The following is a 13,652-nucleotide window of genomic DNA, read 5'->3' as shown; positions in this document are numbered from 1 at the left end:
GCCGCATCCGCACCAGCCGCGACCGTGCTGCCCGTCGATGCCGCCCTCGCGCGGTGGGACATGGCCGAGGCGCGCGCTCTTGCGGAAGCGATGCCCAAGGGAGCCGAGCGCTGCGCGGCGGAGGGCGCGATCGCCAGCCGCGACAATCGTCTCGATGAAGCAGCGAGATTGCTCCCGCCGTGCCTGGCGCTGCTCGAGCGAACCCGATCTCCTCGCGCGTACACAACCTTCGAGACGCTGCTCGACACATATCTCCGACGCGGTGCGTACAAAAAGGAATATGGGTTGATCGTGCGATGGCTCGACGCGCACGGCGACCGCACGGATCCCGACACGCTCGACGATCTGCGCAACCAACTCGGAACGGCGGCGCTGTTGCGCGACGTGCCCAGGCCCAGGGCGACGGGCAGCAGGACGGCAAGGTTGCACAGTTACCGCAACGTGTTGGGCACGCAGAATGTCGATCTGACGGTCGGCGGCGTCACGCTGCCGTGGATGATCGATACAGGCGCCAACTTCTCGGCCGTGTCCGAGAGCGCTGCCCGCCGGATGCGACTCGCGGTTCGCGATACCCGCTACCATGTGGTCGGCGTGACGGGCCATTCGGTTTCGACCCGCATCGCCGTCATCGACAGATTTCCGGTCGGCGGCGTCATCCTTCGGAACGTGGTGGCGATCGTCATACCGGATGCAGCACTGCACATCCGGGCGCCGCGCGCCGACTATCAAATCGAGGCGATACTCGGCTGCCCTGCGCTGGCACAGCTCGGTCGGTTCCGGATCGACGCCGATGGCAGCTTCACGATTGATCGGAACGCGCCTCTGCTCCGCTCGGGAGCGAGGCTGTACATGAACGAGCTGACGCCGGTGGCCGAGGTGGAGATCGCGGGCCGTACGAGTCTGGTGAGCGTCGACACAGGCGCGAACCGAACCACGCTCCACGCGAGCTATGCTGCCCGGTTCGGGGATCGCGCCCGCCTTTGGTCAACGAAGCGGGAAACCTCGCTCGGCCTGGGCGGCGGCGGCGAAGGAACTGTGACGGTCGAGCCGCACCTGACGATAGGGGCAGGTACGGCAACAGTCACAGAGCACGATGTGGCCGTCACTCTGGAGGGGGACAAGGCGGCCCCCGTTCTCGGCAATCTTGGACAGGCGGCATTGACCGCGAACGGCAGCTATACCTTCGATTTCCGTTCGATGCGGCTGCTGCTAGGACGAGAGGTTGCGGATTGACACGTTGCTCGGCCGAAAGTCGCCCTGGCGCCGAGGTCTTGGGCATTTCACGCGGCGCGCAGGCTGGTCGTGATCGTCAACTCCCCGCCGCGCAGAAGATCACCGTGCGTGAGCCGGAACTGCGGAAGGTCGTGCCCATTGAACCGGGCCTGCACGATGGCGCCGTCTTCTGGCCCGACACGCCGGATCGTCAACCGCCGGCCGTTGCCGAGGTCGAGCCGGATGCGCTCGAACGCCGGAACCGTCAGCATATACCAAGGCTCGCCGGGCACCAGCGGATACAGGCCGAGCGTCGCGAACACGTACCATGCCGTCATGCCGCCGGCATCATCGTCCATCCCGTCGGCGAACCCCTGCGGCGATAACGCGAAGCTGCGCCCGACGAACGGCACCGGCAGCTTGCCGCTGTTGGTGTACGGGTGCGCGATCGGTTTGGTCAGGATCGTTCGGACCAAGTCCGCTGTGGCCTGCGGCTCACCCAGCGCGGCGAACATCCACGGCACCTGAATGTCGGGCTCGTTGGTCATGTTGAACAGGCCGGCATCGAAGAAATGGTGCAATTGCTTCAGGAGGCGGTCGCGGCCGACAGTCTCCGTCATCCACGGCAAGTCGAAGACCGGCGCCCAGCGATATTGCCACAGCGTCCCCTGATACAGGCCCCGCGCCTTGACGATGTCGCCGTCCGCGCCGGGCACCTCGAACACGGATCGCCACATCGCACGATAGGAACGCGCTTTGGCGGTGAACGTCGTCGCGACATCGGCGCGACCGAGATCGCGCGCGAGTTCGGCGGTCGCCCAATCGTCGTAGGCGGCCTCGATCTGCTCGTCGGGTGTTCCGCGCTTGAGCCGGTCGCTATCGGCCACCATGCCGGCAAGCGCGGCGTTCGCATCGACAGCGATACCCTTGCGGTATAGGTCGAGCAGCGCGATGCCGGCATGTTCGGTTCTGACCGTCAGGAACGGTTCGTTCCGGGTCGACCATTGCGGCTTGCCGGCCGCGTAAAGCGCGACCAGGGATCGCGCGATGTCGGCGCTGCGCTCGGGCTGGACGAGCGCGAGCAGCGGCAGTTGCGTGCGGTAATTGTCCCAAAGCGACCAGTTGGTGAAATGAGTCTCCCCGGCGGGCGATGTCATCACCTGGCCATTGCTGTCGCGGTAGCGGCCGTCCGGATCGGTGATCGCGACAGGCGTTTCCATGACGCGGTACAGCGAAGTGTAGAACAGCGCGTGTCGTTCGCGCGGCCCGGACGGTACGATCCGCCGAAGGATGCGGTTCCACCTCGCGCGCGTGTCCGCCGCCACGGCGGCGAGCGACCGCCCACCGATTTCGCGGTCGCGGGTCATGGCGGCACCGGCGCCATCGACGCTCGACAGGCCGGTGCGCACCTCGACCCTGTCGCCGGCTCTGGCGACGAGTTTCAGCGTCGCGAGGTCCGCCGGGCCCGCCGACAGCCGCTGGTGGATCAGGCGGCCGTTGACACGGACTTGGCTGGCGCTGTGCAGATGATACGCGCCGGCGTCGCAGACCGTTCCCGCGACCAGATCGGCACGAAGGTCGTCGCTGGTCAGGCTTTCCCATCGCGCGGCCAGCCGCTTCGAATAGCTGTGTCGGGGGTCAACCCGCAGATCGACGGTTCCCGCGCGCGGCAGCGTGAAGCGCAGCACGCCCGCGCCGCGCGTCGCCGCCATTTCAGCGAGGATGCCGCCGTCGTAGCGGACGCGGTAGGTGCCGGGCCGTGCAGCCTCGCTGGCCTTGTCGAGCGTGCTCGCGCCTGGCTGGTCGGCATAGCGTAGCGAAATCATCAGGTCGCCGCCAGCGCCGCCACAGCCGACCCCCACCCCGCGCGTGTGCGAGAAGCCGAGCAGCGTCGTCGCCGCATAATCGTAGCCCGCGTGATTGGCCGGGCTGGTATCGGGCCCGAGCTGGACCATGCCGAACGGCGCGACCGCGGCGGGCGAAAGCTGGCCGAAATCGGCGAGCGTACCGACGAAGGGATCGACAAGCTCCGCCGGCGTCTCGCATCCAGCGGCTGGGTTCGCCATCGCGAGCAACCCACAGCTCAGGAGGTATTTCGCGGTCATGGGTCGAGCGGGTCTCGCGGGTCTTGCCGCAGCGACAGGCGCGACGGACGGAATTCCAGATCATAGAGCGACAGGCGGCGCCCGACCGTTCCGGGCAGATACCCGAGCTCGGTACGGTTGCGGTCGGCGAAGAGCGCACTTTCGATATACGCGCTCTGCTCGGCGTCGGTCACGATCAGCGCCGGCCGGTCGATCGGAATACCAAGCGCGACCATGCGCCGCGTCGCGTTGCGCAGGTTGGTCGTCGTGTGTCGGGCATAGGGTTCGAGGATGATGCGCTCGGCGGGTATCCCGTAGCGTACGATCAGCGCGCGGCGCATCTCGACCGCTTCGACGAAGCGCGTCCCACGCGGATGGACCGCGCTGCCCGAAACGAGGATGAAAGGCGCGAGACCCTCGCGATAGCGCTGGGCGGCGAGCAGGAGGTGGAGCTTGCCGCGCGGACTGAGCATCGTCGCCTCATCCTCTGGGCCGACGCCCGGAACGATCAGCAACGGATAGCGGTATGCCGACCAGTGGGTACGCGCGGCGGCGGCGCGCACACCGGCGTTTTCGCGCCGATCGAGCGGCTCGAAGCGGATCGCCGCCGTCGCATCGTTCGCGTCGAGCAGCGCGAGCGCCAGCCGCATCCCCGCCGCGAGGGTCTCCGGCGGCGCGACCGATCCCGCGCGTGCGGTGTCGATCGCGACCTTGACGCTGTCGGTGAAGAACGGCGTTCCGGCGGCGAAGACCGGCGCGTCGATCTTCGGATACCGGCCCGCCGCACCAAGGCCGTACACCCGCAGAATGCCGTTCAGACCGGCCAGTTCCCGGTCGAGCGCGGCAGGGAGATCGGGGTCCGAGTCCGGCACGAGTGGCGGCAAGGCCCCGCTACGCGTCAGCCGATCGAGCGCGCGTCCGAACGTCTCGCGCTCCTGATCGGTCCAGAGCATCGCCTCGACGAGACATGCTGGCGCGGCGGCACAGGCGGCGATCCGCGCCGCGCGCGCCGCACGTAACGCGGCGACACCAGCATCGCCGTCGAGCGCACGCGTCCGTGCCTGCGAACGCGTCACCGCGCCGAGCACCGGGAACAGCCGCGCCGACAAGGCATCGACGACCGTGTCGGCCACCGCTGCCGTTGCCGGCGGCTGCACATCCGCCGGCGGGGCGGCGGCGCCGGCCAGTGACATCCCCGCCACCGCGGCGAGCAACGTGCGCGGAACCGTCACCAGGACTTGCTGAGCACGAACCGAACGTTGCGGCCGAAGATCGGACGGCCATAGATCGCGTCGGCGGTACCCTGTCCGTTCAACTGATCGGTCCGCGTATTGCCTTCGGTCAGGCCGTGCGCGTTGAAGATGTTGTCGCCGACCACCTGCATCTGCCAGGTGCCGCGCGTCAGCGTAACGCCCGCGCCGAAGGTCTGATAAGCCGGCAGCGCCGTGTTGTTGAAGAAATCGACATAGCGTTTGCCGACATATTCGTAGCGTCCGTAAATCTGGACGTCGGTGCCCGCGAGATCGAAATCGACCGACGGACGCACGTTGCCATAAACCTTCGGCTCGCGAACGATCTGGTTGCCCTCCACGTCGCCGGGGCTCGCGCCGTTGGCATTGGTCAGGCTCTTGTACTTCGGGTCGCTGATGGTCAGCGCGCCGGTCACGGCGAAGCCATAAGGCAGCGCGAGATTGCCGTCGATTTCGACGCCCTTGATGTCCGCCTTGCCGACGAACGGAACCGACTGATCGTTGCGGCCCGTCACCGGATCGAGCGCGACGAACGAAGCGTTGAGCGGATCGTAACGGGTATAGAAACCGATCAGGTACAGATAGGAGCGCCCGAACGCGGCTTTCAGTCCGACCTCATATTGGTTTGCCTTGGAGGTGAGGATCGTCGGGTTGATCTGATAGGTGACCTGGGTCGACGGTGGCGTCTCGAGGTGCGAGGCGCGCGCATAGGCACCCAGATGCGGGGTGACATCATAGTTGATACCGGCGGTCCAGTTGGTGATGTCGGGCTTGAGCTTCGACGAGATGACCTGCCCGGTGAACGCGCGCACGCTGTTATCGGCCAGCGTCGTACGGTCGCCGAGGTCCGCCGAGGCGGTCGCGAAGGCATAGCCGCTGAAGCTGTATCGTTCGTGGCGGATGCCGCCGTCGATCGTCAGCCCCTTCAGCACCTCCCAGGTGTCGTTCGCATACAGCGCGTACATCGAGGCGTCGGTGTTGCCTCGGTTGAGCGTGGTCGTATAGCGCAGCACGCCCTTGTCGGTCACCGAGCCGAGCGCCTGGCCGGCAGCGTTGTAGGCGATCAGGTCGAGCGTGCGCGGCTTGCCGCGGACCTCGAGCAGATAGTCCTGATAGGCGACCTCGTTGGTTTCACCATATAGGCTGCCATACACGCCGACGCGCAGGTCGTGTGTACCGAACCCGGTCGTGATCGACCGCGTGACGCTCACATCGCCTTGCGTCGAATAGAATTTGGATACGACATCCCGGAACTGGCCGGGCACGACCAACCCCGAGGCCGCGTTGGGATCATAGACCTCGCTGCCGTTGGTACCCGCGATCGCATAGCCGAGCCGGCTGACACCGGCACCGAACGCGGTGCGCGCGGCGCTCAGATAGCTGCCGGCAAATGCGTTGGCGTCGGATGGATTCGAGGTCGAATATAGCGCGTCGAAATGCAGCTTGCCGACGCTGACTCCGCCCTTGGCGGCAATCTTCCAGCCGTCGATATCGGTGTCGTACTGCACGCCGAGATTGCCGAATTCGGTATGGCGACCGTTGCCGAGATCGGCGCCGACCGTACGCGTGGTGCCATCGGCCTGGCGATAGCGGATCGTCGCGTCGCGGAGCGCCGGCGAGTTCATCGTACCGCTGAAATAGTCGATATATTGGTTGAGCGATTTGCTCGGATCGCGCGGATCGGCGGTCGGGATCGGCAGATAGAAGACGTTGTGGTCGTTGAGATAATTGATCGAAACGCGCAGCGAGCCGGTCGCGAAATCGTGCTTGATGTTCGCCCGGATCTGGCCGCCGCGATCGTTGGGGAAGCCGTTGTCACGATAGCCGTCGTGCTGGCGGATGAATCCGCCGATCGCATAATAAGTGGAATCGTCGATCGGTCCGGACTGATAGCCATCGAGCCGGTAGAGGCCGGTGTCGCCGAGCGTGACCTGCGCCTTGCCGCGCGGGGTGGAGGTGCCCGACACGGTGATGTTGTTGACGATCGCCGCAGCGTAGCTCGCATACACCGGCGCTGGGCCGCCGCGCACGACCTCGACCCGCTGCGTCATGAGATCAAAGCGGTTGAGATCGTCGCCGCGGAAGAAATTGCCGTCGTTTTCGTGGAACAGCGGCAACCCATCCTGCTGGAAGGTGACGAGGCCACCGTCGCTCGGCAAGCCGCGCAGGCGGAAGATGTTCTGAACCTCGCCCCCGGTGTTCTCCACCGCAAAGCCCGGTAGCTTGCCGAGCAGGTCGGCGAAGTTGACCGGCGCAAGCTTCTGGATGTCCGCGTTGCTGAGCGAATTGACCGCGTAAGAAACGTCGAAGCGACGCTGCTGGCGGGCCGATCCGGTGACGATGATGTCCGCGCTCGTCTCCGGGGTGGCAGTCGCACCGGACGCCTGCGCGCCGTCTGCGGTCCCGCTGGCGACCGCGTCGCCGGGCGCCACCGGCCCGGTCTGCGCTGACGCCGGAGAATAAGCCGCGATGCTCAGCGCCGCGAAGGCGCACCCCGTGCGCAAGCCGTATTTCGTCATGATCGTCCACCCTGTTCTCTTATGCGACAGCGGCTGGACGCCCAATGTGACAATTTTAATTAATTTCACGAAATATATTAATGCGCTACGCGGAATCGCGAAGGAGCGTGGCGGTGGTGGCATTCTCGGGATTGCGGCTCGACGAGGACGAACGGCGGATCGTGAATGTTCTGCGGTCCCATGGCCCACGTTCGCGCAAGGATCTCGCGACCAAGCTCGACATGAGTGCATCGAAGCTCACGCGCCTGTCGGGCACCTTGCTCGCGCATGGCCTGATTGCGGAAAGTCCAGGTGCGGAGCCGATGACGCCGGGCCGGCCGGCGGTGCCGTTGTGCATCTCACCCGCCGCCGGCTATGCGGTCGGCGCGGTGGTGCATCGCGGGCTGATAGAAGTCGCGCTGGTCGATTATGCGGGCGGTGTGATCGCGCATTGCTCGCATCCGTTCGAGGATCCCGATCCGAAAGCGTTCGCGCTCCGGGTGATGGCGACGATGCACGAGTTGGCGATCGCGCACAGGCTGCTTGGCTGGCGATTGCTCGGCGTGGGCGTCGGCGTGCCGGGCGCCGCGCTGTCACCGGACGGCGCCCGGCGCTGGACCGTCGATAGCCTGGCAGCATGGCGCGGCGTCGATCTGAAGGCGCTGTTCGAGGAACAGATCGGTCACGATGTCTGGATCGAGAACGATGCCAACGCGGCCGCGCTGGCGGAATATTATGTCGGCGGGCTGATGAGGCGCTGTTCCACCGCCGTGGTGATCCTGCTCGGCCACGGGATCGGCGCGGGCATCATCGTCGATGGCCGCATCCTGCGCGGTGCGACCGCGAGTGCGGGCGAGGTCGGCAGCCTGTATCCGGTCGACCAACCGCGGCCGTCCACGCTCGATCTTCTTTCCACGCTGCGCAGCGAAGGGTGTCCGATCCATTCGCTACTGGATTTCGATGTCGTCACACGCGGCTATGAGGCGGTCGTTGCCCGGTGGGTCGAGCGGGCCGCACATCAGATCGCACCGATCATCAACTGGGGCCTGGCCTGGATCGACCCCGGCGAGTTCGTCATCTCCAGCCCTCTGCCTAACCGCATCCTGACCGCACTGGTCGACCGCATCGATTACGGCACAATGCGGATCGGCGACCATGTCGGCACGGCGCCGCGCATCTCGGTCTCGACGCTGGAGGGTAGCGCGGCGACGCTCGGCGCGGCGCTGCTACCGATCCACGCAACGACGATTGGGTAAGCAGGGCGCGCCCTTTAAGTTGCCGATTCTATCAGTATATCGACGCCCATACCGCTCGAGCAGATTGGAGAGCCGCACGAGGGTTGCGACGGGTCCGGCGGGTCAGGGAGTCGCAAGCGTGACGAAGGACATTTTGACCACGGCCGACGTCGCCAAATTGCTGGGCGTTTCGGTACGCACCGCGCAGGTGCTGATCGAGGGTGGGGCGATCCCCTCCTGGAAGACGCCGGGCGGCCACCGGCGGGTCTATCACGCGGATGTGCTGGCGCTGATCGACAGCAAGCAGTCGCCGGCGGAAACCGAAACCTCCGCGATCCTCGTCGTCGTCGCCGCGAACGACCGGCTGCCGACCTATCGCGCCGCCGCCGAGAACGCCGCCGACTTCTCGATCGACTATTTCGATGACGCGCTCGCCGCGCTGGTGACGATCGGCTCGGCGCGGCCGTTTGGCGTGCTGGTCGACTGCGTATCGGGGCTGAACAGCGAGCCGCTGTTGCGGAGCCTGGCGGCGGACAAGACGATCTCGGCGACCCGCATCATCGCCGTCGGCGGCGAAGCGGACGTGCCCGCAGATCTCGCCGCCCGCGTCAGCCACGCCGCGACGCCCGCGCAGGCGCTGGCGACGCTACGGGGATCGGCATTCGCCGCTGACGACGCCGGGCTCGCTGACTGGGGCGTCGCCTTCCCGGTCTCGCGGGACGAGCGGCGGCGGCTGATGGCGGTCGAGCGCTCGGGCCTGCTCAACTCCGAGAATGAAGAGGGTTTCGACCGGCTGACCTGGCTCGCCGCGCAGACTCTCGACACCCCGATCGCGCTGCTCACGCTGCTCACCCCCACCAAACAATGGTTCAAATCGAAGGTCGGCCTCGACATGGCAGACACGCCACGGAGCTGGGCTTTTTGCAACCACACGATCCTGCAGCGCGAGGTGTTCACCGTGCCGGATCTCTCCGCCGATCCGCGCTTCGCCGACAATCCGGCGGTGGCGGGGGAGCCTCGCTTCCGTTTCTATGCCGGCGCGCCGGTGGTGGATGATGACGGCTTCATCGTCGGCTCGCTGTGCGTGATCGACCGCAAGCCGCGCGTGATCGGCGAACGCGAGATGAAGACGATCCAGGCGCTGGCCGCCATCGCTTCGGACGAAGTGCGGCTCCGCGCGCTCGACCGGAGATTGCGTTCCGCGACGCACGCCAAGCGCTAACTTTCTCACCGCGCGGCTCGACGGTCGCACGCCGGCCGTCGTCGAGAACGGCCATCCCCCGCACCGATGGCCGCCGGGGCGCCGCAGGGCCGCGCCGTCGCGGCGCCACCCCTCGCGACCGGCTGCTCCACGAGCACAGCCATAGCCGGACACGCTACTGTAACACGTCTGTAACCAAATTCACAATCCGCTAGTATTGCCATATTTGATAGAATTGATATTGCGATCGCACCGGAGGCGAAATCCCGAATCGAAACCCCTTCGGAACGCCGGGCGAGCGGGGCGACAACCCCTTCGGTCGGCGGCGCGATCGAGTGAGAGCCACCTTCCCTTGGTGCGGCCGGCGGCGTGTCCCACGCCCTCACCGCGCTCGCGGACACGCGTGCCTCCTTCCTGATCGCGCATCTGCCATTCGAAGGAGTTGATGATGACCCAAGCCAATCCCGCCGAGCAGGCCGCGTTTCTCCGCCGCGCTGCTGAAAACCAAAGCCGCCTCACCGCCGACATCAAGCCGGCCTATGACTTCATCGTCTGCGGCGCCGGTTCCTCCGGCTCGGTCGTCGCGCGGCGCCTCGCCGAGAACGCGGCCGTTCAGGTTCTGCTGGCCGAAGCCGGCGGCAGCGACGAGGCCGAAGCCGTGCTCGACCCCGCGCTGTGGCCGACCAACCTCGGCACCGAACGCGACTGGGGCTTCACCGCCGAGCCCAACCCGCATCTAGGCGGCCGCGCGCTGTCGATGTCGATGGGCAAGGGGCTGGGCGGCGGCTCCAGCGTCAACGTGATGGTCTGGGCGCGTGGCCACCGCAACGACTGGGAGCATTTCGCCGCGGAGGCGGGCGATGCGCGCTGGAACTACCAGAACGTGCTCGACATCTATCGCCGCATCGAGAACTGGCAGGGCGCGCCCGACCCCAGCCATCGCGGCACGGGCGGTCCGGTCTGGGTGCAGCCCGCCGCCGATCCGAGCCCGGTCGCGCACGCGCTGCTCGACGCGGCGCGCGAACTCGGCATCCCCACCTATGAAAGCCCCAATGGGCGCATGATGGAGAGCGAGGGCGGTGCGGCGATCACCGACATGATCGTGCGCGACGGCCGCCGCGAGTCTCTCTTCCGCGCCTATGTGCGGCCCTATCTCGACCGCCCCAACCTCACCGTGCTGACCGGCGCCACGGTCGAGCGGGTCGCGTTCGAAGGACACCGCGCCGTCGGCATCGACATCGTGCGCGGCGGCGAACGTCGGCGGATCGGGGCCGGGCACGAAGTGGTGCTCGCAATGGGCGCGATGCAGACGCCCAAGGTGCTGATGCATTCCGGCATCGGCGACGAGGCCGAGCTGCGCCGGGTGGGCATTCCCGTCCGCCAGCACCTGCCGGGCGTGGGCGCCAACCTGCAGGACCATGTCTCGTTCGGCTGCACCTGGGAATATGCCGAGCCGATCGCCCCGCGCAACAACGGCAGCGAGGCGACGCTTTACTGGAAGAGCCGCCCCGAGCTGACTGCGCCCGACCTGTTGTTCTGCCAGGTCGAGTTCCCGGTGCCGAGCGAGCGGAGCGCCGCGCGCGGGGTGCCCGAGCATGGCTGGACGATGTTCGCCGGACTCGCCCAGCCGCACAGCCGCGGGCGGCTGCGGCTGCGCAGCGACGATCCGGCCGCCGCGTTGCGGATCGACGCCAACATGATGTCGGATCCCGCCGACATGACCGCGGCGCTGGCGTGCATTGAACTCTGCCGCGCGCTCGGCAATGCCGAGGCGTTCCGACCGCTGGTGCGCGGCGAGGCGATGCCCGGCACCCTGCGGGGCGAGGCGCTGAAGGACTATGTGCGCGAATCGGCGGTGACCTATTGGCACCAGACCTGCACGGCGAAGATGGGCCGCGACAGCATGTCGGTGGTCGATGGCGAGCTGCGCGTCTACGGCATCGACGGGCTGCGCATCGCCGACGGCTCGATCATGCCGCGCGTGACGACGGGCAACACCCAGGCCCCGTGCGCGATCATCGGCGAGCAGGCCGCGGCCAGCCTGCGCGCGACGCATCGGATCTAGCCGTCCGGCCAAGATCGGTGTGCCCGCCGCCGGGCGGGCACACCGCCTCGCTCCCCACCCCGGCGCGAGCCTTTGCGGAGTCCTCCAATGTACCGCTTCCCGATGCATGCTTTCCCGGAACCGGCCTGTCGCGCGACCAGCGTCGGCCGGATCCTCGTCGTCGACGAGGACGAACGCGGCCGGGACCGCATTCTATCCTATCTGCGCGATCGTCGCTGGACGTCGATCGGTTCCGGCCCGCGCGATGTCGCGCATCAATTGCACAGCCGGCAACTGAGCCTCGTCGCGCTGAGCGCGCGGCTGCGCAGCCGCAACGCGCTCGACGTGCTGCGCGAGATCCGAAGCCGCTCGAACGTGCCCGTGATCCTGTACGACGACGGTGCCGCCGATAGCGTGAGCACGATCGTGGGGCTGGAACTCGGCGCCGACGACGTCCTTTCGGGCGCCCTGAACCTCGCGGAACTGATGGCGCGCACCCGCGCGGTGCTGCGGCGGCAGGAACTGGGCCGCGTCATCGGCGCGCCCTTGCGCGGCGGCTATCGCTTCTCGGGCTGGGAGATGCGCCACGCCGAGCGCGCGCTGGTCGCGCCCGATGGCACCGCCGTCGATCTCACCAAAAGCGAGTACAGTCTGCTCGCCGCGCTGCTCGAAGCCCCCGGGCGGTCGCTGTCACGCGTCCATCTGATGCGCGCCACCCGTGCGCATGACGATATCTTCGATCGGAGCGTCGACGTGCAGGTGCTGCGCCTGCGCAAGAAGCTGGCGCGGGTGCCGGGCGGCGAGGGCCTCATCAAGACCGAGCGTGGCTTCGGCTATCGACTTGAGGCGGAGGTGGAGGCGCTGTTCTGACGACGCCCGCGTCAGGCCGCGCCATGCGTGTACAAAGTTACCGGAGTAACGCGTCGACGTTTGCCCGCGCCATCATCGCCCCGTATGCGCCGCGACGTGGAAATACAGCGTGGTGGGCACGATTGCGACGGGGGGCGGCAGTGACAACGAGGCGTGAGTTTCTGACGTACGGGGCCTTGGCCGGATTGGGCGCCGCGACGTGTTCGGTTCCGCTGCGGGCGGCAACCACGCCTGCCGATACCGGCGGGGTGCAGTGGATCCGGTTGTCCAATGGTCATCGGGTCTGGACGCAGCGGCTCGGACGCGGACCGAAGAAGATTCTGCTGCTGCATGGCGGCCCGGGTCTGTCGCACGATTACATGCAGTGCTTCGCGGATTATCTGCCGAAGGCCGGGTATGAATTGTATTTTTACGATCAGCTCGGTTGCGGGCGTTCGGACAAGCCGGACGATACCCGTCTATGGACGCTGCCCCGCTATCTCGATGAGGTGGAGCAGGTCCGCGCCGGGCTCGGCCTCGATCATATGATCCTCGCAGGGCATAGCTGGGGCGGCATCCTCGGCATCGAATATGCGCTCCGGCATCCCGAGCGGCTGCGCGGCTTCGTCCTGTCGGACATGGCGGCCAGCTTCAGCGACTACGGACGCCGTACGCGTCAACTGCGCGATCAGCTTCCCGCCCCGGTCAAGGCGCGCTTGGAGACCCTGGAGAAGGCCGGCCAGCAGGGCGGCGACGAATATAGCGGCATCATCCAGCGCGAGCTTTACGCGCGCTATATCTGCCGGCTCGACCCCTGGCCCGAGCCGGTGCTCCGCAGCCTCGGCGGGATCAATCCGGTCATCTACAACCAGATGCAGGGGCCGGACGAGTTCACGTTGACCGGCAATCTGCGCGATTGGGATCGATGGGCGGATCTGCCCCGCATCCGGACGCCAACGCTCGTGATGGGCGCGCGCTACGATGAAATGGACCCGCAGAGCATTCGACGCGAGGCGCAGCTCATCCCGCATTCATCGCTCTTCATCAGCGAGACCGGCAGCCACCTCGCCATGTGGGACGATCAAAAGGCGTATTTCGCGGCGCTGCTCGGCTTTTTGCGGACATTGCCTGCCTGACGGTCAGCCATCAGCGAATGTTACAGGCGTCGCCATGTTCCTGTGTCTCCGTTTGCTGAGTGCGCATAGAGCCGATGGGAGGATCCAAGGATACTCGGCGGATGCTTTGGCGCCGGATCGCCCCGCTCCGCCCCCTATATCTA

General features: G+C 66.9%; 9 protein-coding genes. 6 read left to right on the top strand and 3 right to left on the bottom strand.

What is annotated here, in order from left to right; genetic code table 11:
* The first annotated feature begins 24 nt into the window (after nucleotides 1-24).
* Nucleotides 25-1,233 carry a retropepsin-like aspartic protease family protein gene (locus BLS81_RS08960; RefSeq protein WP_176787095.1) on the top strand — a complete coding sequence of 403 codons (1,209 nt, stop codon included), beginning with the start codon at nucleotides 25-27 and terminating at the stop codon, nucleotides 1,231-1,233.
* A gap of 47 nt (nucleotides 1,234-1,280) precedes the next feature.
* Here the strand turns inward: BLS81_RS08960 and BLS81_RS08955 are convergent, their stop codons facing one another.
* From BLS81_RS08955 to BLS81_RS08945, 3 genes are read right to left on the bottom strand one after another with little or no spacing between them, the layout of a single operon-like run.
* A complete protein-coding gene (locus BLS81_RS08955; protein WP_256326153.1) occupies nucleotides 1,281-3,278 on the bottom strand; it encodes a glycoside hydrolase domain-containing protein in 1,998 nt (665 codons plus the stop codon).
* A gap of 35 nt (nucleotides 3,279-3,313) precedes the next feature.
* Nucleotides 3,314-4,528 carry a YdcF family protein gene (locus tag BLS81_RS08950; protein WP_256326152.1) on the bottom strand — a complete coding sequence of 405 codons (1,215 nt, stop codon included), beginning with the start codon at nucleotides 4,526-4,528 and terminating at the stop codon, nucleotides 3,314-3,316.
* Nucleotides 4,525-7,065 carry a TonB-dependent receptor gene (locus BLS81_RS08945; protein WP_093223214.1) on the bottom strand — a complete coding sequence of 847 codons (2,541 nt, stop codon included), beginning with the start codon at nucleotides 7,063-7,065 and terminating at the stop codon, nucleotides 4,525-4,527. Before BLS81_RS08945 ends, BLS81_RS08950 begins: the two co-directional genes overlap by 4 nt.
* 113 nt (nucleotides 7,066-7,178) lie before the next feature.
* On the opposite strand from BLS81_RS08945, the gene BLS81_RS08940 reads away from it, so the two are divergent.
* The 5 genes from BLS81_RS08940 to BLS81_RS08920 all read left to right on the top strand — a co-directional run bounded on the left by BLS81_RS08940 (nucleotide 7,179) and on the right by BLS81_RS08920 (nucleotide 13,509).
* Nucleotides 7,179-8,300 carry an ROK family transcriptional regulator gene (locus tag BLS81_RS08940; protein ID WP_256326151.1) on the top strand — a complete coding sequence of 374 codons (1,122 nt, stop codon included), beginning with the start codon at nucleotides 7,179-7,181 and terminating at the stop codon, nucleotides 8,298-8,300.
* Between the two features lie 118 nt (nucleotides 8,301-8,418).
* On the top strand, nucleotides 8,419-9,501 hold the full coding sequence (locus tag BLS81_RS08935; protein ID WP_093223210.1) for a GAF domain-containing protein: 1,083 nt from the start codon (nucleotides 8,419-8,421) through the stop codon (nucleotides 9,499-9,501).
* 427 nt (nucleotides 9,502-9,928) lie between these two features.
* A complete protein-coding gene (locus tag BLS81_RS08930; protein ID WP_093223719.1) occupies nucleotides 9,929-11,545 on the top strand; it encodes a GMC family oxidoreductase in 1,617 nt (538 codons plus the stop codon).
* 87 nt (nucleotides 11,546-11,632) lie between these two features.
* Entirely contained in the window at nucleotides 11,633-12,394 is a 762-nt protein-coding gene (locus tag BLS81_RS08925; protein WP_093223208.1) for a response regulator transcription factor, read from the top strand.
* Between the two features lie 248 nt (nucleotides 12,395-12,642).
* Complete coding sequence (locus BLS81_RS08920) at nucleotides 12,643-13,509, top strand: proline iminopeptidase-family hydrolase (RefSeq protein ID WP_256326150.1); 867 nt, start codon at nucleotides 12,643-12,645, stop codon at nucleotides 13,507-13,509.
* Nucleotides 13,510-13,652: the final 143 nt, after the last annotated feature.

The sequence above is a fragment of the Sphingomonas sp. NFR15 genome, from assembly GCF_900103265.1.
GTDB lineage: Bacteria > Pseudomonadota > Alphaproteobacteria > Sphingomonadales > Sphingomonadaceae > Sphingomonas > Sphingomonas pollutisoli.
This window is presented reverse-complemented; position numbering and strand designations above follow the sequence as displayed.

Excerpts from the sequence above, each read along its gene's own strand:
- BLS81_RS08925 (WP_093223208.1), top strand. The coding sequence starts at position 11,633 with ATGTACCGCTTCCCGATGCATGCTTTCCCGGAACCGGCCTGTCGCGCG.
- BLS81_RS08930 (WP_093223719.1), top strand. The coding sequence starts at position 9,929 with ATGACCCAAGCCAATCCCGCCGAGCAGGCCGCGTTTCTCCGCCGCGCT.
- BLS81_RS08945 (WP_093223214.1), bottom strand. The coding sequence starts at position 7,065 with ATGACGAAATACGGCTTGCGCACGGGGTGCGCCTTCGCGGCGCTGAGC.
- BLS81_RS08955 (WP_256326153.1), bottom strand. The coding sequence starts at position 3,278 with ATGGCGAACCCAGCCGCTGGATGCGAGACGCCGGCGGAGCTTGTCGAT.